Annotated in this window: 17 protein-coding genes and 3 pseudogenes; 6 read left to right on the top strand and 14 right to left on the bottom strand. The window is 56.5% G+C overall.

Annotated features, from left to right (window positions below; genetic code table 11):
- Positions 1-155: 155 nt before the first annotated feature.
- Positions 156-1,310, bottom strand: a complete 1,155-nt coding sequence (locus ACX1DW_RS07455) for a DUF1615 domain-containing protein (RefSeq protein WP_458993106.1) — start codon at positions 1,308-1,310, stop codon at positions 156-158.
- A gap of 380 nt (positions 1,311-1,690) precedes the next feature.
- Here ACX1DW_RS07455 and ACX1DW_RS07450 point away from each other — a divergent pair, with 380 nt between their 5' ends.
- The 3 genes and pseudogenes from ACX1DW_RS07450 to ACX1DW_RS07440 form a co-directional block, all read left to right on the top strand.
- Positions 1,691-2,167: a hypothetical protein gene (locus ACX1DW_RS07450; protein ID WP_458993105.1), complete on the top strand. Its 477-nt coding sequence runs from the start codon at positions 1,691-1,693 to the stop codon at positions 2,165-2,167.
- Positions 2,168-2,684: 517 nt separating this feature from the next.
- The gene (locus tag ACX1DW_RS07445; RefSeq protein ID WP_230485829.1) at positions 2,685-3,866 is read left to right on the top strand and encodes an integrase; all 1,182 of its coding nucleotides are present in this window, start codon (positions 2,685-2,687) and stop codon (positions 3,864-3,866) included.
- Positions 3,867-4,471: 605 nt separating this feature from the next.
- Positions 4,472-4,561, top strand: a pseudogene (locus tag ACX1DW_RS07440) (transposase domain-containing protein); the annotation flags it as partial.
- A 214-nt stretch (positions 4,562-4,775) separates the two neighbouring features.
- Here ACX1DW_RS07440 and ACX1DW_RS07435 read toward each other — a convergent pair.
- The 9 genes and pseudogenes from ACX1DW_RS07435 to ACX1DW_RS07395 all read right to left on the bottom strand — a co-directional run.
- On the bottom strand, positions 4,776-4,934 hold the full coding sequence (locus ACX1DW_RS07435; protein ID WP_458993394.1) for a hypothetical protein: 159 nt from the start codon (positions 4,932-4,934) through the stop codon (positions 4,776-4,778).
- Between the two features lie 282 nt (positions 4,935-5,216).
- Positions 5,217-5,531, bottom strand: coding sequence for a co-regulatory protein PtrA N-terminal domain-containing protein (locus ACX1DW_RS07430; protein ID WP_138412499.1), 315 nt, complete (start codon positions 5,529-5,531; stop codon positions 5,217-5,219).
- Positions 5,532-5,671: 140 nt separating this feature from the next.
- Positions 5,672-6,028, bottom strand: a complete 357-nt coding sequence (locus ACX1DW_RS07425; protein ID WP_017245526.1) for a copper-binding protein — start codon at positions 6,026-6,028, stop codon at positions 5,672-5,674.
- Positions 6,029-6,126: 98 nt separating this feature from the next.
- Positions 6,127-6,435 carry a hypothetical protein gene (locus ACX1DW_RS07420; protein ID WP_230484982.1) on the bottom strand — a complete coding sequence of 103 codons (309 nt, stop codon included), beginning with the start codon at positions 6,433-6,435 and terminating at the stop codon, positions 6,127-6,129.
- 239 nt (positions 6,436-6,674) lie between these two features.
- On the bottom strand, positions 6,675-9,833 hold the full coding sequence (locus ACX1DW_RS07415) for an efflux RND transporter permease subunit (protein WP_458993104.1): 3,159 nt from the start codon (positions 9,831-9,833) through the stop codon (positions 6,675-6,677).
- Positions 9,830-11,281, bottom strand: coding sequence for an efflux RND transporter periplasmic adaptor subunit (locus ACX1DW_RS07410; protein WP_046622422.1), 1,452 nt, complete (start codon positions 11,279-11,281; stop codon positions 9,830-9,832). Before ACX1DW_RS07410 ends, ACX1DW_RS07415 begins: the two co-directional genes overlap by 4 nt.
- Complete coding sequence (locus ACX1DW_RS07405) at positions 11,278-12,531, bottom strand: TolC family protein (protein WP_230484983.1); 1,254 nt, start codon at positions 12,529-12,531, stop codon at positions 11,278-11,280. The genes ACX1DW_RS07410 and ACX1DW_RS07405 overlap by 4 nt, the downstream gene beginning before the upstream one ends.
- Positions 12,532-12,622: 91 nt before the next feature.
- Positions 12,623-13,003 carry a hypothetical protein gene (locus ACX1DW_RS07400; protein ID WP_230484984.1) on the bottom strand — a complete coding sequence of 127 codons (381 nt, stop codon included), beginning with the start codon at positions 13,001-13,003 and terminating at the stop codon, positions 12,623-12,625.
- Between the two features lie 80 nt (positions 13,004-13,083).
- Positions 13,084-13,323, bottom strand: a pseudogene (locus tag ACX1DW_RS07395) (copper-transporting ATPase); the annotation flags it as partial.
- 690 nt (positions 13,324-14,013) lie between these two features.
- Here ACX1DW_RS07395 and ACX1DW_RS07390 point away from each other — a divergent pair.
- From ACX1DW_RS07390 to ACX1DW_RS07380, 3 genes and pseudogenes are all read left to right on the top strand, one after another.
- Positions 14,014-14,802, top strand: a pseudogene (locus ACX1DW_RS07390) (efflux RND transporter permease subunit); the annotation flags it as partial.
- Positions 14,803-14,948: 146 nt separating this feature from the next.
- Positions 14,949-15,281 carry a DUF2790 domain-containing protein gene (locus ACX1DW_RS07385; RefSeq protein ID WP_129482727.1) on the top strand — a complete coding sequence of 111 codons (333 nt, stop codon included), beginning with the start codon at positions 14,949-14,951 and terminating at the stop codon, positions 15,279-15,281.
- Positions 15,282-15,745: 464 nt separating this feature from the next.
- The gene (locus ACX1DW_RS07380; RefSeq protein WP_230484985.1) at positions 15,746-16,198 is read left to right on the top strand and encodes a DUF305 domain-containing protein; all 453 of its coding nucleotides are present in this window, start codon (positions 15,746-15,748) and stop codon (positions 16,196-16,198) included.
- A 136-nt stretch (positions 16,199-16,334) separates the two neighbouring features.
- Here the strand turns inward: ACX1DW_RS07380 and ACX1DW_RS07375 are convergent, their stop codons facing one another.
- From ACX1DW_RS07375 to ACX1DW_RS07360, 4 genes are read right to left on the bottom strand one after another with little or no spacing between them, the layout of a single operon-like run.
- Entirely contained in the window at positions 16,335-16,778 is a 444-nt protein-coding gene (locus ACX1DW_RS07375; RefSeq protein ID WP_129482725.1) for a DUF411 domain-containing protein, read from the bottom strand.
- On the bottom strand, positions 16,768-17,610 hold the full coding sequence (locus tag ACX1DW_RS07370; RefSeq protein ID WP_129482724.1) for a c-type cytochrome: 843 nt from the start codon (positions 17,608-17,610) through the stop codon (positions 16,768-16,770). The genes ACX1DW_RS07375 and ACX1DW_RS07370 overlap by 11 nt, the downstream gene beginning before the upstream one ends.
- 9 nt (positions 17,611-17,619) lie before the next feature.
- Positions 17,620-18,711 (bottom strand): copper resistance protein B, encoded by a 1,092-nt coding sequence (locus ACX1DW_RS07365; RefSeq protein ID WP_129482723.1) that lies wholly within the window; start codon positions 18,709-18,711, stop codon positions 17,620-17,622.
- Positions 18,701-19,015, bottom strand: a complete 315-nt coding sequence (locus ACX1DW_RS07360) for a hypothetical protein (RefSeq protein WP_129482722.1) — start codon at positions 19,013-19,015, stop codon at positions 18,701-18,703. Before ACX1DW_RS07360 ends, ACX1DW_RS07365 begins: the two co-directional genes overlap by 11 nt.
- Position 19,016: the final 1 nt, after the last annotated feature.

Below are 19,016 nucleotides of genomic sequence, written 5' to 3'. Positions count from 1 at the left end.
GCAGCAATGCGCAGCGGTTGGCTGCCGCGGGTAGACGCGCGTTTCGTCAGCCCTTGTTCAAGTGACGAGGCGCCGCGACGCCGCGGCAGTATCGAAACAATCGAAACAGACGCCTCAGCGGGCGTTGTGCGCCGCCTGGTCAGCGAGTGCGCACGCTAGCTGCGGGCGCGCTTCATGCACGCGAGATGCCGGTCATTGACCCGGTTGGCGAACCAGGCGGTGGTCAGGTTGCGGGTGATCTTCGGGCTTTCCAGCCGGATTCCCGGCAGCACCGCCCGGGGCAAAGGCTTGCCGGCGCGCTTTTCGGCCAGTGCGAAGACCTTTTCATACAGGTCGGTTTCCTCGAAACCATGGCTGTCGCCGCGCTCTAGCGCGTTGCGAATCGCCGTCTCGCTCATGTCCAGCTTGCCCGCGAGCGCGCGAACCGCACGCTCGGTCTGACCGGCCTTGCTGCTGCCGTGAATGATCAGGTCGCCGTCAAGGGCCAGCTTGATGCCACTGGCACGACTGACTGCGGCCTGAAACGCGGCGTTGCGACTGGCGTACCAGCCGGCATTGAAGTCGGCGAAGCGGTACAGCGGTTCGCGATAGCTGGTCGGGTAGTCGAGCAGGTGGGCGATGCCGAAATACATGCCACCGCGGCGCGTGAAGACTTCGTCGCGGATCGAGCCTTCCCGTTCATAGGGGTAGGTCCATCGGCGGTCTTCGGCAAAGGCGATGCTGACCTGCATCGGGCCGCCGGTCTTGACCGGGTTGAGCGTGCCGAACAACTGCTTGCCGAGCGGCATGATGCCGAGGAAGTCATCGAAGATTGCACTCAACTGCTCTTCGGTGCGCACCGTCGCAATACGCTGGCTATAGGTCTTGCCGTTGGGCGACTTCACGTCCAGCGCCGCATCCACCACGAACCGCGGGACGTGCAGGCGACCGGCACGCCGGTAGATTTCCTCTCGCGCGATCTTCGCCAGGCCGGGCACCGGCGGGGTCGCCTGGAACGTCGATTCCTGCACCGTCACGGCCAATACCGAGCAGATGTTTTCATCGTTCGGCGGAATATCCAGCGCATCGAAGGCTGAGTAGATATCCCGAGCCCAACCCTGACGATCAGGAATGTCGGCGGGGATCAGGCGAACGATCTTGGCGCGGACTTCTTCCGGCTTGGGCACCGGAGTCTCCGGCTGCTGGGAGCCACAACCGGCAAGCCCGAGCAACGCCGCTGCGGCGATTGCCGACAGTAATGGGTGGGTAGCAGCTGGTCGGGTAGCGGCAGGGCGGTACGCCGTGCGGCAGGTGGAGATCGGAATGGTCATGCGGTCCTGAATGTAATGAGCCCTGGGGCTCGGACAGTAAAACAGCCGAAACCGTTCTGCCTCATTCAGAAACCGCTTGCCGAATACGGTCGTGCACCTGGCCCGTCCATGAGCCAGCGCTGCGATGCGCGGTCATTGGCGGATCGGATCGCCACAAGGACCTAGAAATCGTGGCAGTCCGGGCCCTGGCGCGGGTACGTGGTTATCAAGAATGGGGCGATCGCGACAGCTTCGGTGGTCATTTTGTCGCAGCCGTTTAACGAGCAAATACAGGCGGGAACGTCTACTCTCAATATACCCCTACGGGTATATTGAGCGCAGCGTACGCCCGTTCACCCAAGGAGCCGCGGCCACCCCATGCCGCCCCTTAACGACTGCGCTTGCCGAATGATCGTTCACTTGCACAAGTGCCAGCCCGTCTGGCCCGAGGAGAAGCGAAGATGAAGAGATTCCTTGCTGCCATTGCCCTGGCCAGCGTGGGCTCCGTGGCAATGGCTGAGCAGCAGCCCGTGATGGTGATACTCAGCGACGCCAGCCCCATGACCCAGGGAATGGCAATGGTGCTCGCTAATCAGATGCAGGCACAGGGCGCTCAGGTCGACATTCTGCTGTGTGACCAGGGTGCCGATCTTGCGCTCAAGGACGCAGGCGGCGATGCCCTGAAGCCCAACGACGTGACGCCGGCGCAACTTCTGAGCGCAGCCATGAGCAAGGGCGCGACCGCTTCGGTATGCGCGCTGTATCTGCCGAATACCGGCCATACGCCGGACCAGCTCAAAGACGGTGTTGCCATTGCCAAACCCGATGCGATGGCCCGCGCGATGCTCGAGCCAAGCCGCAAGGTTTTCAGCTTCTGACAGCCGGGCCCGACACGAGTGATTTGTCGCTCGTGTCAGGATCTTCCGGCCGTGCTTGCTGAAACGACAATGGCAAAGCGGGCCAACCGGTCGCAGCAGCCAGCGATGGCTGTCAGCCTCATATGGGTGGGATGCCGCGGCTTAACCAGAATGAATGAAGGCCGCGTACAGCGCGCGGTCATGTACGGCCCCAACTTGCGAGGGTCGTCTCTGTGATTTCGCATAATCTATATTATGTTAAATAGCATATGCCAAAGTAATACGGATGCGGAGCGTCCCGTCTGTGGCTCCTGACAATAAAAGAGACAAATCTTGCTCAAAAAAAATACAGATTAATCAATGATATGGAAGCTGCAGGATCCTGGAGACCCTTTCGTTGCCCGCCGATATACAGTCAAAAAAGTGGACTCCTGAAGCAATTTTGACTGGTTAAAAAAAATAAAAACAAGACTAGAAATGCTCTGCTACGGTTACGGAACGCAACTCTAGATTTCGCCACCGGCCGCTGGAGTCTCCGATGCCAGCATACACCATAGACCCGCATCCACTCTTTGCCGGTCCCGAGTCAATGGTCCTGGGCATCGAGCAGTATTATGCTCGCTACCCCTGTGTTGCGGCCTACCTCAAGAGTTTCTCGACTGAGCTTGATGTCGAGAAGGATTTTAAATGGAGCCTGCGCTTCCTTGCGCGCCATAACCGTGCCCCGGGGACTTTCGGTAATTACCGTACATTTGTTGAGCGCTTGCTTCTTTGGAGCTGGGTTTTTGCCGGAAAATCGGCGTTGACGTTAAACCGTGATCAATTTGGACAGTTCCTCTCTTTCTGCAAAAAGCCACCTTCGAATTGGGTCGGTGCTGCGCCGGCGGTCCGATTTATTCAAGATGATGGGAATTGGACTTTTAACGAAGGCTGGCGACCTTTCGATATTCGAAGCCAAACAGAGGCTGACTCCTATCGACCGTTTACGGGTACCTTGCGACAGATACACAGCATCTGTAGTTCTTTTTACAATTTTCTCCATGCAGAAGATGCGGCAGCACTCAATCCTGTCACTGCGTCTCGATCGCACAATGGAAATGCAGAGAGTGGGATTTACCCTGTTCGCAGATATCTTAGTTCAGACCAGCTATATCATGTATTACGGATTCTAGAGTGCCGCGCAGTAGTCAATCCGACAGACGAGCGTGCTCTTTTTATAGTGGCGGCGACGGTTTTTATGTACTTGCGAGCTGCGGATCTCGCAAAATCTGGCGAATACTGTCCAAGTATGGATTGCTTCGTGCTTGAGGACGGCAAGTGGTGGCTGGTGCTAGATGCTCCAGGCACGCCGTCGCAAAGGCTCGCAGTCAACCCAAAATTCTTGCCCTATCTGAAACGCTACCGGAAAAGCCGAGGTCTATCGCCGTTGCCGAAGCAAGATGAGGGAGTACCCATGTTGGAGACTAGCTATGGGCGTCCGGGGCTTTCTGTTCGTCAAATTCGAGATATTGTCCAAGGAGCTCTCAGGCAGGTGCATGCGGCTATTACCTCTTCAGGAGAATGTGGTGATCATTGGAATGTTTTACTTGGATCTAGCCTCAGGTTTTTGAGGGACAGTGGCGCGAGGAGTGCTGCTCAAACCCGCGAGCCCGCCGAACTGCAGCGAGATCTACGTATTACGAGTATCGCTTACACCTACGGCAGATATTACCGTGAGTGAAGTAACGACCAGCTTGCGGTCAAGGTACTTGTAATATCCGATAATCACCAGACCCGGATATTGCTCTATACTGATCCAGAAGCGCTGATTTAGATGCATTCTTTCAGGTCGATCCTCCCATGCCGCAACACCCACAGCCACTTTTCGAGACTTTCGCTCGTTTCCACGAGCTTAACTTTCTTCACCTCAATGGCGAGCTTCCGGTGGTCCGGGATTTCCTTCTCGACTTCGATGATGGAATCCTTGTATGTAAGCGCCCGGTGAACACACCTTCTGAACTCCAGCATTAAGGGTGATGGTGGCCACCCATCTTTTAGCGGACGCGATCACCCTTATCGCCAGGATTCCCATGCGCCAACGAAGCTCCTATCCAAAAACCTTCAAGGCCCAGGTCGCGCAGGAATGCCGGCAACCGGTGGGCCACAGTTTCCGGCGTCGCCATCAGCCACGGCATCAACGCCAACGTGATCCGCAAGTGGCTGCCGATTTACCTCGACCGCCCCCCGGCCTGCCGGCATTCGTGCCGGTACAAGCGACTGCCGGGCGGCCGGCTGAAGAAGCGGCGGTGATCACATTGCCGCTGGGTGACACATCATAACGGTCAAGCGATCATGAGCCTGATCCAGTCGGCACGCATGAGCGAGCATGATCCGTACGCGTACCTCAACGATGTACTGACGCGGTTGCCGACGTAGAAGGCCAGTGAGATTGAGCACCTGTTGCCGCATCAATGGATGCCGGGCTGACCTGCGCAAGACGTATTCCCCGTACGCTTACTGGTCACCTACTCAAATGACCTTCAGCGAGGCACCGGCAGCGGTGTATTGCTGCTAAGGCTGTCGGCCCAGGCCTGAACTGCTTGGTGATCGATCACGCGGCCTGCGTCCACATCGGCCAGGGCCGCTCGGGTCAGGCGGCCGCGCTCTTCTTCCTGATCAATCCATGTCCGAAAGCCGTACTGCTACGTAGCATATGCTCTACGGCAGCGGCTTTTTCACTCAGCACTTGCGCATCCTTGCGCTCGAAATGCAGCTGGCAGAAATAATAGAAGCTGATTGCGGCGACCATCAGCACAACCGTAACCACGAGCATGAAAACCACCGCCATTCTGCTCGTCAGTGAAACTTTTACCATCAGTACGGTCCTGGTTAGGCCAAGCACAAAAGCAGGCAGGGCGTCCGGAGGAGCCTTACCTGCTTCGATATGGTCGTTGCAGTATCGTTCGTATTCAAGACCTGGTCTGGACCTTCACCATTTTAGCGAGCTTCCGGCTTTGACGGTCTCCTTCATCCACCACATCCTTTCATCATTCCTCGCATGTCGCCTACCCTTGATATTAACTTTGACAGGTTAGCCGTTATTTACGCCAATCGGGGCGCTCAAAAACTCTACCGTATGAATTTTCCCGTCAGGTGTCTTTACCCTCATCTCGTAGGTTTGGACTTTGGCGTTAGTACGATAGTTTTGAATCATGTCAGTCTTGCCGTTCGCCCCTGCAGGTGCAATGTTAAGCACCTCACCTTCTTTAACCAACTCCTTAAGAGTGGACTTGGTTTCCGGATCATTCAAACGATGCAGCGTGCGTTCGCTTCCGCCTTCAGCTAACGCAAAAGATGAAGCAGCAGTTAGAATAAGCGGGAAAATCACTTTGTTCATACGGTTCATGGTTTTGACCCTTTGGTTAGTTGATACCGATATGTTATAAGTGCAAGACTTACAAGAAGCTGTTCTCAACGTTACAAAGCTGTAATTCCTCTCTTTTAATCGAGCTATGCCCGTCGCATATACGGCGAGCGCTTCTGCACTTACTGTTTTTCGATGCGGGTGACCGTGGAGTCCATTCCCTGCGAGGAGAAATCGAACTGGACCTTATCGCCTTCTTTTAGCTTTTGGAGCTGGTCAGGCTTTGCTTTGAATCCCATCGTCATTGCGGGCCAGCCCAAGGCCTTGACCGGGCCGTGGGCAATGGTGACGGTCCCGCTTTCCGTATTCACCTTCTTGATCGTGCCAGTAGCCGTAGCGGTCTGTGCGGCTGATTTATGGTCCATTTGCATGTTCATGCCTTTATGATCCATAGGCATGCCATCCATGGGCTTCTTGTCGGCAGCATAGGCGGCTGGGACCAAGAAAAGTGTGGCAAGGGTAATGGACATGATGTTCATGAATGTCTCTCCAGATCTGTAGGTTGCTGCGGTATGCAATTGCCGGCGGCGCAAGAGAAAAAATCTATCTATCCTTTGAGTGTGGTTTTTTGCGTTGCTTAACCGTTATTGAGTCCGAAGGGCAGTCCTCGGAATTCCACGATATGGGTCACGTCATCAGGCGTTCTGATTTTTATCTCAAACGTTTGGGGACGGCCATCATACTTGCTCCTTTGCATAACCCCACTTTTACCTGTGGCACCTGCAGGCCCTACACTTAGCACTTTGCCTTCCTCAAGTAGCGCCTTAAGTACTGGCTTGGCTTCTTTATGGCGCTGAATAACTTGATCAGAATTTTGTTCTGCCATTGCGAAAGAGGAGGCGACAGCGAACATAGTAAAAAGGATGGTTTTGCTAATGGCTTTCATGACTAAACTCCTGATTGTTTGATGCCTATAGCTTAATGGCACAACACTTACAGTAAGCTGTTCTTCAAATTACAAAGCTGTAAGCGCAACCTTTTGTATTGCTGCGACCGCCGCGTATGTGGCGGTCGCTTGCTCCTTTGCTTTTTATGTGAATCGAATAGTCGAAACCATGCCTTTTCAAGATGAACTCTACATTCAACCAGGCCCCGTCTTTTAAGGAAGGCTGAGGTGCTTGATTTTCACGGATGTTCACCAGTGGGTTTGGTTGCGTGCTGGGCCTGCAATTGCCGGCGGCGCATCAGCAGGTAGGCTGCCGGCAGAACGAACAGGGAGAGCAACGGCGCGGTGATCATCCCGCCCACCATGGGCGCGGCAATACGGCTCATGATTTCGCTGCCGGTCCCGCCGCCCCAAAGGATGGGCAGCAGGCCAGCGATGATCACGGCGACGGTCATGGCCTTGGGGCGCACTCGCTGGACAGCACCTTCACGAATGGCGTCGAGCAGGACGCCTTCGCCATGGGCTCCAGCGTTAACCCGATCCGTCCAGGCGTTCTTCAAATACAGCAGCATAATGACGCCGAACTCAGCAGAAACGCCTGCCAGTGCGATGAATCCGATTCCTGTCGCTACGGATAGGTTGTACCCGAGCAGATATAGGAACCAGACGCCCCCGGTCAGAGCGAATGGCAGCGTAGCCATGATGAGCAGCGCCTCGCCAAAGCGGGCAAACGTTAGGTAGAGCAATACAAAAATGATCAGCAAGGTAGCCGGAACGACGAGCTTCAGCTTCGCGTTAGCGCGCTCCATGAATTCGAATTGGCCGGAATAGCTGATGCTCATGCCGGATTCGAGCTGGACCCCTTTGCTGATCTTTTCCCTCAGATCGCCTACCACAGCCGCCATGTCGCGGCCACGAACATCGACGTAAACCCAGCCCGACAGCCTTGCGTTTTCGCTTTTAAGCATGGGCGGTCCGTCTGTCACCTGTACTTTGGCCACGGTCCCCAACGTGATCTGGCTGCCTTGCGGCGTGTAGATCGGTAGGTTGCGCAGATCGGATATCGAGTCGCGCCACTCGCGGCCATAGCGGAGGTTGATCGGATACCTGGCGAGCCCTTCCACGGTTTCACCAATGGTTTGACCACCGATGGCACCGGCCACGATCGATTGCACGTCCGCGATATTCAGGCCGTAGCGTGCGGCGGCGACACGATCGATATCCACATCGATGTACCTGCCGCCGGTCAGTCTCTCAGCAAGCGCCGAACTGACCCCAGGCACCGTTTTGGCGATTTTTTCCACTGCCTGGGTGGCTTTGTCGATCTGTGCCAAGTCAGTGCCATACACTTTCACCCCGATCGGGCTCTTGATACCCGTCGCCAGCATATCGATACGGTTTCGAATCGGCGGGATCCACAGATTGGCTAATCCAGGTACCTGTACGGTGCGATCCAACTCCTCAACCAGCTTGTCAGGCGTCAGCCCAGGGCGCCATTGATCCTTCGGCTTGAACTGAATGGTCGTCTCGAACATTTCCAGCGGGGCTGGATCTGTAGCGGTGTCGGCTCGACCAGCCTTACCGAACACGTGTGCAACTTCTGGTACCGTTTTTATGAGCCGGTCCGTCTGCTGCAGTAGCTCAGAAGCCTTCTGAGCGGAGAGGCCTGGAAGCGCAGTGGGCATATAAAGGAGGTCACCTTCATCCAGCGGGGGCAAGAACTCCCCACCAAGGCGAGAGGCCGGCCACAAGCCTGTCAGGAAGACCAGAACAGCCACCAGCAGAGTCATCTTGGGCCAGCGCAGTACCGCGTCCAGGGCCGGCTTGTAGATCCAGATGAGGCCACGGTTGAGTGGATTACGGTGTTCGTCAGGGATTTTGCCCCTGATCCAATACCCCATGAGCACCGGAACCAGCGTGACAGACAGGCCCGCGGCGGCTGCCATTGCATAGGTTTTGGTGAACGCCAGTGGACCGAACAGCCGGCCTTCCTGCGCCTCCAGGGTGAACACTGGAATGAACGACAGCGTGATGATCAGCAGGCTGAAGAACAATGCCGGCCCCACTTCAACAGCCGCGTCAGTAATGACCTTCCAGTGCTCCTGGCCCTTCAAGGTGGAGTCAGGATGCCGCTTGTGCCAGGCCTCAATGTGCTTGTGGGCGTTTTCGATCATGACGATTGCTGCATCGACCATCGCTCCGATCGCGATCGCGATGCCACCCAACGACATGATGTTGGCGTTGATGCCTTGCCGCTGCATGATCACAAAAGCAATCAGGATGCCGATCGGCAACGACACGATGGCGACCAACGACGAGCGCAGATGCCACAGAAAAATCGCGCAAACCAACGCAACGACAATGAACTCCTCGATGAGCTTGTGCGTGAGGTTTTCAACGGCACTGTCGATCAGCTTGCTACGGTCGTACGTCGTGACGATTTCGACGCCTTGGGGCAGGCTCGCTTTCAGCTCATCCAGTTTGGTCTGAACGGCAGCGATGGTTTCCCGAGCGTTCTTGCCGCTCCGCAGGATCACCACGCCGCCGACTACCTCACCTTCACCGTCAAGCTCGCTGATGCCCCGGCGCATTTCCGGGCCGAGCTGGATATGCGCAACGTCCCCTAGCGTCACTGGCACGCCGCCGTCGAGACGCAAAGGAATGGCTCGAAAGTCTTTGAGTGTCTTGAGATACCCGGTCGCACGGACCATGAACTCGGTTTCTGCGAGTTCCAGAACACTCCCGCCGGTTTCACGGTTGGCTTCATCGATCGCCTTTGCAATCTGCTGCTGCGTCACGCCCCTGCTTGCCATGCGCACGGGATCCAGTACGACCTGATACTGCTTGACCATCCCGCCTATGGGCGCGACTTCCGCCACGTTGGGCAGTGTCTTGAGCTCATAGCGCAGGAACCAATCTTGCAAAGAGCGCAGCTGCGAGAGGTCATGTTTGCCCGTTCGGTCTACCAAAGCATATTGGTAGATCCAGCCGACACCTGTGGCGTCAGGGCCCAAAGCGGGTTTGGCGGCGGCGGGAAGCCGACTCTGCACCTGACTCAGGTACTCCAGCACCCGAGAACGGGCCCAATAGAGGTCGGTGCCGTCCTCAAACAGGACGTACACGTAGCTATCCCCGAAGAAGGAGTAGCCGCGGACCGTCTTTGCGCCGGGGACAGACAGCATGGTCGTCGTCAGTGGGTAGGTGACCTGATTCTCAACGATCTGGGGCGCCTGCCCGGGGTATGGCGTGCGGATGATGACCTGAACGTCGGAAAGGTCTGGCAATGCATCAACAGCGGTGTTTTTGACCGACCAGACACCCCAAGCCACCGCGAACACAGTAGCCAGCAGGATCAGAAAGCGGTTGGCCACTGACCAGCGAATTATGGCTGCGATCATGGCTGGCCCCCCAGCTTCTCGATGTGCTCAATGACCAGGCCCTCTTCGCTTTCACGCGCGCCGACACGGACGTGATCGCCGGTCTGCAACTTTGTTAGGAGCGATTGATCTGCAACCGGAAAGGACATTGTCATCCCAGGCATGTTCAGCGTCTTGAACGGCCCATGCGACAGGCCAACCATGCCATCTTCCAGGCTGACGATCGTACCTTCAGCCTCGTGCAGCGCAGGTTCTGTAGAAGTTGCAGGCTCCTCCAAACCCTGAGCGGTCAGCCCGCGTAGGCTCGCCTCTGAATCCAGGAGAAACTGACCGGACGCCACGACCTTCTGACCGGCTTCCAGCCCTTCAAGCACCTCTGTCTGGTCATCGAATTCCCGGCCTGTGCGAACCTCAATCGGGCGGTAACGGCCTTGATCCTCGGCCAGCATCACCAATGCGCGCCGACCGGTGCGAATGACCGCCTCGGACGGGATGACCAAGACATCTTCGACGTTGCGACTCAACGTCACCTCGGCCGTCATGCCGGGACGAAGCCGTTGTTGCGGATTAGGCAGTTCAACCCGGACGCGCACAGTACGGCTATCCAAGTTGGCTTGTGGTAGTACGGCCTGGATCGTCCCTTCCAGAACTTCACCTGCAAAGGCCGGGAGGCGCGCGTTGACCAGCTGCCCAGGCGCCACATTTGCAACCTGCGCCTCAGGCACCGCAACTTCTAACCATACCTTTTCCAGCCCATTAACACGTGCCAGAGACGCACCAGTGGATACGGTCATGCCCTCGCGAACGTCGAGGCTGTTCAGCACGCCGCCTATTGGACTCCTCACTGTCCAAACAGGGCGCGCTTTACCAGTTCGTTCTAGCTGCACTATGACTTCTGGCGGCATGCCAGCAAGGCGCAACCGCTGGCGAGCCGCTGCGAGCAGCTGGGGTTCGCCAATCCCTTTGAGCGCCAGGTACTCTTCCTGTGCGGCAACCCATTCGGGAACCAGCAGATCGGCTAGCGGCGCTCCTTTTTTGATGACGTCTTCCGGCGCTCGGTCATAGATGCGCTCAACAAAGCCCCCGGCGCGCGCCTGCACGACCGCTACGCGTCGCTCGTCGAACATCAATGCGCCTGTCGCTTCGAGCGACTGGCTGATCGATTCACGCGTTACGGTTGCCAAGCGCACGCCGAGATTCTGCGTCACGCTCGGGTCGATACTGATCGATGCCCCGTCGCTTCCCTCATCTGCATAGCGTGGAATCAATTCCATATCCATGAATGGCGACTTGCCCGGCTTATCGAACTTTTGCTGGGGGACCATAGGGTCATACCAATAGAGCACTTCCTTGTCTTCTTCTGCAGGCGATTGTCCGAAGGCTGCGGTAGGCAGACCGATTAGCGCTGCAGCGCTAATCATCAGAGGCAGACTGAAGGCGAGTACCAGCCGCTTGTGTTGAAATGTCATGGTCGGGTATCTCCAAAGGCGAAATGCAGGCGGGCATTGCTCAACGATCGATCGCGGGCGACGTCAATACGCCGTAGCCGGGTCTCCACAAGCTGTCGTCGCGCTTCGATCACAACGGTCAGCTCACCGCTTCCGGAGCGGTAATCGGCCATGGCAAGGCGGACCTTCTCTTCAGCGAGGGGTAGTAAGGTTTTGTCGAGGCGGATGAGTGCGCGGTCCAGACGCTGATACTCAGCGAGGTCAGTACTCAGCTCTTGGTTGTACAGGCGCAAGGTCGCTTGGCGCTGAGCCTCGATCTGGGCAAGGCGAGCTCGTTCGGCCGCGATCTTCGGATCCTGCCGAGAGCTGGTAAACAGCGGCAGGTCGAAGCTGACGCTGAGGTTCACCATGTCGCCGTACTCACGGCCACGTCGCAGGTAGTCGACCCCCCAACTCCAATCCGGTGTTTTCTCTGCGATGGCCTGGTGAACCTTTGCCTCCGCTTCACGAGTCATCGGGTCGAAGACGAGTAACGCCGGGTGCCGGTTCAGGTTGTGCTGATAGTTATCAACGGCGGCAAGCCATTGCGGCCAGTCACCTGTAAGCGGCTGGCCTGCTAGCTCGCCTATCCAGCGCCGAAGGCCGGCCCGCGCAACAGCCTGGTTACGCAGCAGCTCATCCTCTTGTTCAGCCAGCAATGCTGCCTCTTGCCTCGGAAGTACGCTGTCTGCGGTTTGTCCGCTGCCGCCAGCAATGCGGGCCTCAACAGCCCGCGAAAGGAGCTGATTCTCGCTGTAAAGCTGCTTGAAAAGGCTTAGCTTCTGCTCGACCGCGAAGCTAGCGATCCATGCCTCGGCGGTTGCTTGGCGCACACCGAGACGTTCAACCGTTTGCTGGGCGTTTGCGAGCGCAACACTAGCCTGCGCGGCCTCGACACGAGCGCGCCTTTTCGCTCGGTTTGGCACATCTTGCATGACCCCAACCATTTGCATGGTCATGGCCTCTTGCTCCAACTGCCAGCGAGCGTCACCTTCGATGGGCACGCTTTGCAGTCCAAGCTTAAGTTTAGGGTCAGGAAGCTCGCCGGCAGGGATTGCAGCGCTGCGTGCGGCCACCAGGTTGGCGGCTTGCGCATGCAGCGAAGGCGCGTCTTGCTCGGCCACGCTCAGAGCTTGTTCTAAGGTCAAAGCGGACACTAACCCTGGAAACGAGAGCGCGCCCATGATCAAGGCGGCCACGTACGGCGGCGCCCAATAAATACGGGGTTTCATTTGCGAAGGATTCCTGATCTTTCATGCGAGCCAAAGGCGCGCGGTAGCCGGCCCGAATGCTCTCTCGGGCGGTTCCTATAATTGATCGGAACTAGACGCGGGGTGGATGCCAGACGGCGTCTAAAAGGCTAGAGGGGATCAGGCCGTTATAGGGAGTGGTCACGGGTTTAGCAGCAGGCATCAGCTGGGCTTTTACTGAGACAAGCTGAAGGATACTTGCAGTTTTGCATTCTTGGCCCGTCTTGCAGACGGTCGCCGTTCCATGCTCATTCGCTTCACAGCACTCGTGTTCAGCACCGTCATCGGCGCCAACCATCGAAGCGTGGTCGGTCGTCATGGCGCCCACACCTTCCATATCGGACATCACGTGATGCCCGGACGATCCAACCGGCATGAGCATTTCCGCTATCCCATTGATCGGAAGCGCAAGCACTAGCAGCAGGATAAGGAAGGAGCGCATGTAGGACTTCATATTTTCAGCTTACGGGGCAATTCATGAGCAATCAATGAGGCAATCGGTCGCTTCGCAACCGAAGCCTAAGCCGACAGGCTTCAAACTACACGCGCTTGACGGAGCCGGAGGGCGTTGAACACAACCGATGCTGAGCTGAGGCTCATGGCCAGGGCAGCAATCATCGGAGACAGCAACAGTCCAAAGAACGGATAGAGCAGACCTGCAGCAATCGGGATGCTCAGCCCGTTGTACATAAAGGCAAACACACGGTTCTGACGAATATTGCGAACAGTCGCCACCGATAGCGTCCGCGTACGCAGCATCCCCCAGATCTGCCCATCGCTACGCCAACACAGCCCAGGCGAGCGCCGATGCATTGTTATTCCGGTCGCTTGCCCGCTGTCCTCCTTCACCTTCATCCCGCAGAAGGGGTCTGTGGGTGCTGCTGCAGTACCTTTCGTCTGGTCGGGCTGGTGATGGCACTGCGGAGAGTACATACGGGCACCTTATGGATTGGTCAGCAACGAACGTGGCCTACTGCAGGGCGTTGTGGTTTTTTTCCCAATGCTTGCAGCGTGCGACAACCAACATACGCAAAGCGTCCTGACCAAAGGCTGAACTAACCATTACATTTCTGTCAGTTTCTCAGCATGTCAGTACGAATGTTGAAGCGAACAGCTGGAAAAGTAGCTCGCACAAATACTTCTTACTGGCCTAGCCTAGGCCTCCATAGTCCGATGCTCGGCCGTATTCATTGATGAAATACCGAACCGTGCAAAGCATAAGCAGCGCAGGTACTCTGTTTTGATAGAAGCCGTAATTTTCGATGTCTATGGCACGCTCCTGCAAATCGGTGAACGACGGCGGCCATTTCGCAAGCTTTTAGAACAGGCACGTAGCCAAGGTCGTCAACCTAGGACCGATGATGCCAGAACATTGATGACACGAAACGTGGGGCTCGCCGGCGCCGCCAGCCTGTTTGGTACACAGCTAAATAACGATGAGCTTGCCGCTCTGGAGCTTGATCGATCCTCACCGCAAGCGGTCAGCAGATCACCTTGGGCACCGTCGCCCAGGTTAGTCTGACCGAAGGGCCGCCAATGCTGCGCAGCGAGAACGGGCGCCTGTCCGGTTGGGTCTATGTCGATGTCCGTGGGCGCGACCTGGCATCGACCGTGCGCGAGTTGCAGCAACGCGTCGCCGAGCGCGTGCGGCTGGAGGCCGGCATGACCGTTTCTTACTCCGGTCAGTTCGAGTTCCTGGAGCGCGCCAATGCGCGGCTGGCCTGGGTGGTGCCAGCGACCTTGTTGATTATCTTCGTGCTGCTCTACCTGACCTTCAGCCGCTTCGGTGAGGCCCTACTGATCATGGCCACCCTGCCCTTCGCTCTATCGGGAGGCATCTGGCTGCTCTACTGGTTCGGCTTCAACCTCTCGGTGGCCACCGGCGTGGGCTTCATTGCCCTGGCCGGCGTCTCGGCAGAGTTCGGGGTAATCATGCTGCTGTACCTGAAGAATGCCTGGCATGCGCGTATGGATACCGGGCGCAGCGGTGATCCGGCACTACTGGAGGCAATTCGCGAAGGCGCAGTGCTGCGCGTGCGGCCTAAGGTGATGACGGTGGCCGTGATCATCGCCGGCCTGCTGCCCATTCTCTGGGGCGGTGGAGCGGGTTCAGAGGTGATGAAGCGCATTGCCGCCCCCATGGTTGGCGGCATGATCACCGCCCCGCTGATGTCCATGCTGGTCTTGCCGGCAGCCTACTGGCTGATGCGAAGACAGCGCACAGGAATAGTTCGCGCTCCGCAGGCGCTGTAACTCCAGACGCTCAGGTGAGCCGCACACCAAGTGCGGCTCACCTGAGTAGCAGCACAAACAGCATTACGACGATGTAATTTTGACTTCATTTTTGTGACAGGTTACGAGGGTATATTCAAATTACTACTTGGAAGGAGTGATTGAATATGAAAACCCTCAACGCTGTTGCCGCATTTACAATTATGGCTATTTCTTCTGCAGCCATTGCAGAAGGTGGCGCTGATCGTGTTTATGGTCGGATGATTCAAGCCAATGAACAGGCCATGCAAGAGTATGCTGCGACTAACGGGAAGAATCGTCCCGAAGTCGTTCACTACCGCTATGGCATGAAGCTTGACATCGCCAAGGTCGTAGCCAGCACCCCTACGGATGCGAGCTGTGGCGTGATGCCGGCCCAGATGACATACGAGGATTCCAACGGCAATCTGAATATTCTGGAATACCGGGTAGCCGGGACAGGCTGCCGGAACCAGAACTAATAAATGACATCGCGCTGACGGAAATGTAATTTCCAGGTCACCCTGACGTTATTTGGTATGTGGAAATATGACAAAAGCGCGCTCGGCTATGCCGGCGCGCTTGGCGCATATGTCCAACAACACAATGAAACTGCCAATAACATCAGGAGCATTTATGAACAACAAGGCCCTGTTTTGACTTTCTCTGATCTGTCTAAGTATCAGTACCGGGCAAGCTGCAATGGCCGCCGACGAGAAAGGCGAGGGATTGATCGAAAGCAACGGCGTGATAGAACGATTCAAAGTCTAGCTTCATCGAGGGCACCAAAGGCTTCGGTGTCGATGCACATGCATCCACGGATTGTACCCGCAAAAATAACTCGAACTCCCATCCACAAGAAATTGTCCATTCAACTGAGCCACATTCTTGGTCCGTGAGCCAAAAGATTGGCTGATTTTCTTCATTACAAAAAAGGCTTAATGTTATGCATATGTCTTACTTGCGCTTTGCCGCCATGATTTCTACCTCGACAGTAGTGATGTATGGGGCTATGTATCTGAACTCCTACGCACTTGAGCATGTAATGTGGAGCGAGACTCGCGCCTGGATGGCGTTGATAATGGGATCTATCATGACCATAGTAATGCTTCTGTTCATGCTTAAAATGTATACGGTGCGGAGTGTAAATATAGTTATATTATTGTCAAGTGCCGTTCTTTTTGCTGTGGCGCTTTGGGTTGTGCGCAGCCAAGTAACAATAGATGATACCGACTATATGAAAGCCATGATCCCGCACCACTCTATTGCCATCATGACCAGCGAGCGAGCGCAAATAAATGATCCGCGCGTTCGGCAGTTGGCAGATGAAATTATCAAGGCACAGCGACGGGAGATTGCGGAGATGAAACAATTAATTGATGATTTGGAACGAAATTAAGCTAATGGTATTGAGGAGGCGAAAGCTGAACGGATATATGAGTTGATTAAAATTATAGACGTCAGAATGTAGAGTAAGACACTAAAGCCGCCTGGGCACTGGACGTGCGCAAGCGGCTATTTATTTGATAAAGTTTCTACCGAGGAAAATAATCCTCAATTACTTGGTCTGTTCCCGCCTTTGTCAACCCAATAACCTGGTAAGCATGCTGTACGCCACCGACTTCCATGCCGGGGGAGCCCGCCGGCATTCCAGGAACAGCGATACCAACCAGATCATTGCGCTTGCTGAGTTCGAGGACCTGAGCAGCCGGTACATGACCTTCGACGAACTTGCCGTCAATCACCGCCGTGTGGCAAGACGCCAACCGTGGCGCGACGCCCAGGTGTTGCTTCACTGCTGTCATGTTGCTTTCGACATGGTCGACGACTTTGAAGCCATTCGCTTCGAGGTGCGAGATCCACTTCTTGCAACACCCACAATTGGCATCACGATGGACATCAATCGTCAGGGCATCAGCTGCTTGAACCGCAGATGTGGCGGATAGAGCGGCCAGCAGGGCCAGATATTTAGCTTTCATGAACGTGCTCTTTGCCATCGGAGTGGGTGTGGGTCTTGGGTGAGGCATTCGGAGCCTTCTCGGAGTGATGATCGCCTCCGTTTGAGGACGCCTCATCTCCAGCATGGTGGTCATCGCCATTCATATTTGAGTGGTGATCAGCTTCAGACGCGGAGCCACCTTCGTGACCCGTAGCTGCGGCATCGTGATGACCAGGCTCTCCGGCATCACCTGGGCCATGATGGTCTTCGCCACCGCCGCTATTACCATGATGCCCAGGCTTGTTGTCGCCATGCTGCCCTTCATGGTTGTGCATCTGCGTTTCCCCGCCACCATGCTGATGGCCACCGCTGGATGCGACGAGTGTTTGGTACTGCTTGGCATCCATCGTCGGCAGCTGGTTGAGGAAGGCGACCATGCCCCAGATGTACTGATCGCCCATGCTCTTGCCCCACGCAGGCATACCCGTTGCCTTGATGCCGTGCTTGATCACCCAGAAAGTAGCAGCGGGATTGCCATCGACACCGATCTTGGCGAGGTTGGGGGGCGCAGGATAAAGCGATTGGCTCAACTCGGTCTCCGCCACACCTGGCGCCAAGTGGCAGCCAATGCACATCGAGTTGTAGTTACCCGCACCGGCGCGAATAAGAGCTTGATCATCGAGGTTGGGCACCTCGATGTCCCGCGAGCGAACCTCGATAGAGCGGTCACGGGCCATCGATAAGAAGGCGTGCACTGCAGGAAAATGCGGGTCGTCGGCCCCGACGTTGACCACGCCAAAGTAGGCGCCGGCCAGGACAGCTGTGCTACCGACTACGCCAGCCGCCACCAAAGTTTTAATTGTTCTTTTCATGTCAGGTTCTCAAAACCACATCCGGATACCGGCGACAAAACGCGCCTCGTCTACATCACCGCCCTCGTCGCGAACCATGTCTGCCGTGTTGCCATAGGAGCGGCTCCAGGAGACCCCGACATAGGGGGCAAACTGCCTGACAATCTCGTAACGCAGACGCAAGCCGAGCTCGGTATTGGCCAACCCCGATCCGACACCACGCTCAGGATCGTTCTTGCCGTAGAAGTTCATTTCGGCAATTGGCTGGAGTATCAGTCGGTTGGTCAGCAGAATGTCGTACTCGCCCTCCAGTCGGGCAGCGGTCTGGCCATTCTCGCCCACGAAGGCGGTGGCTTCGGCCTCGAAGGCGTAAAGCGCCATGCCCTGAACACCGAAGGCGGCCCAGGTCTGCGGCGACTCGGGTTTGAAGTCCTGACGAACTCCCGCGACGACGTCCCACCAAGGGCCGATCGAGCGGCCGTACAGCAACTGCAACTCCGCATCCTCAGTCACGCCGTTGGTACGCTCGCCTTCGGAGCGGAACCAGACTCGGTTGATGTCACCGCCTACCCAGCCCGACGCATCCCAGGCCAGGGTGCTGCCCTCATCTGCATCCTGGTATTCGAGCTGATCGAGCAAGAAAAAGCTGTTGATGGCGCTGTCGTGCACCTTATGGCCAGGTAGAGGCGGAAAAGCCGCTTGGCGATCAGCATCCGTCAGAACGGGTATCGGCGTACGGCTGGTGGTTCTTGGAGCTTCAGTGGAGCCATGGTTCATCTTTGAATGATCCATGCCGTCCATCTGCCCTTGCATGGCGCCATGGTTCATCTTGCTGTGGTCCATGACTGGAGCCTTATCTTGGCTCTGGCTGTGGCCCATCTGGCTATGATCCATGCTGCCCGAAGCACCCTGCATGGCACCATGGTCCATCTTGCTGTGATCCATGCCCTCCATCGGCGCTTTGGTAGCGCCGTGGTTCATCTGGCTATGGTCCATCGACATGGCGCCGTGCCCCATTGCCGAATGATCCATTTCTTCCGCAGCCAAGGTAACGCCGCCGCTGAACGCACTCAGCGACACAGCCAGCGCCAAGAGAGATGGACGTGAAAACTTAGTGGTCATGGTTCGAACCTGCTTCGGCTTCGGTGCCGCCATGCTTATCCATCATGTTTTCGTGATTCATGCTGTCATGCTTCATGTCTCCGTGATCCATGGCGCCATGATCCATCTGCTGGCCAGCCGCCTTATCCTTCGACTGATCTGCATGCTTGCCACTGGCGGTCTTGGGCGCAGCCGACTCGGCAGCATGTTGTTCGTGCTCACTGTGCCCCTCACCTGCCAACGAAACCGGTGCGTGCAGGGCAGCCAATAAGCTAAACATGACTGCGCTGCCAGTCAGGGCATTTCGCTTCATAAAAGTGCTCATC

The organism is Stutzerimonas sp. KH-1, assembly GCF_054483855.1.
This window is presented reverse-complemented; position numbering and strand designations above follow the sequence as displayed.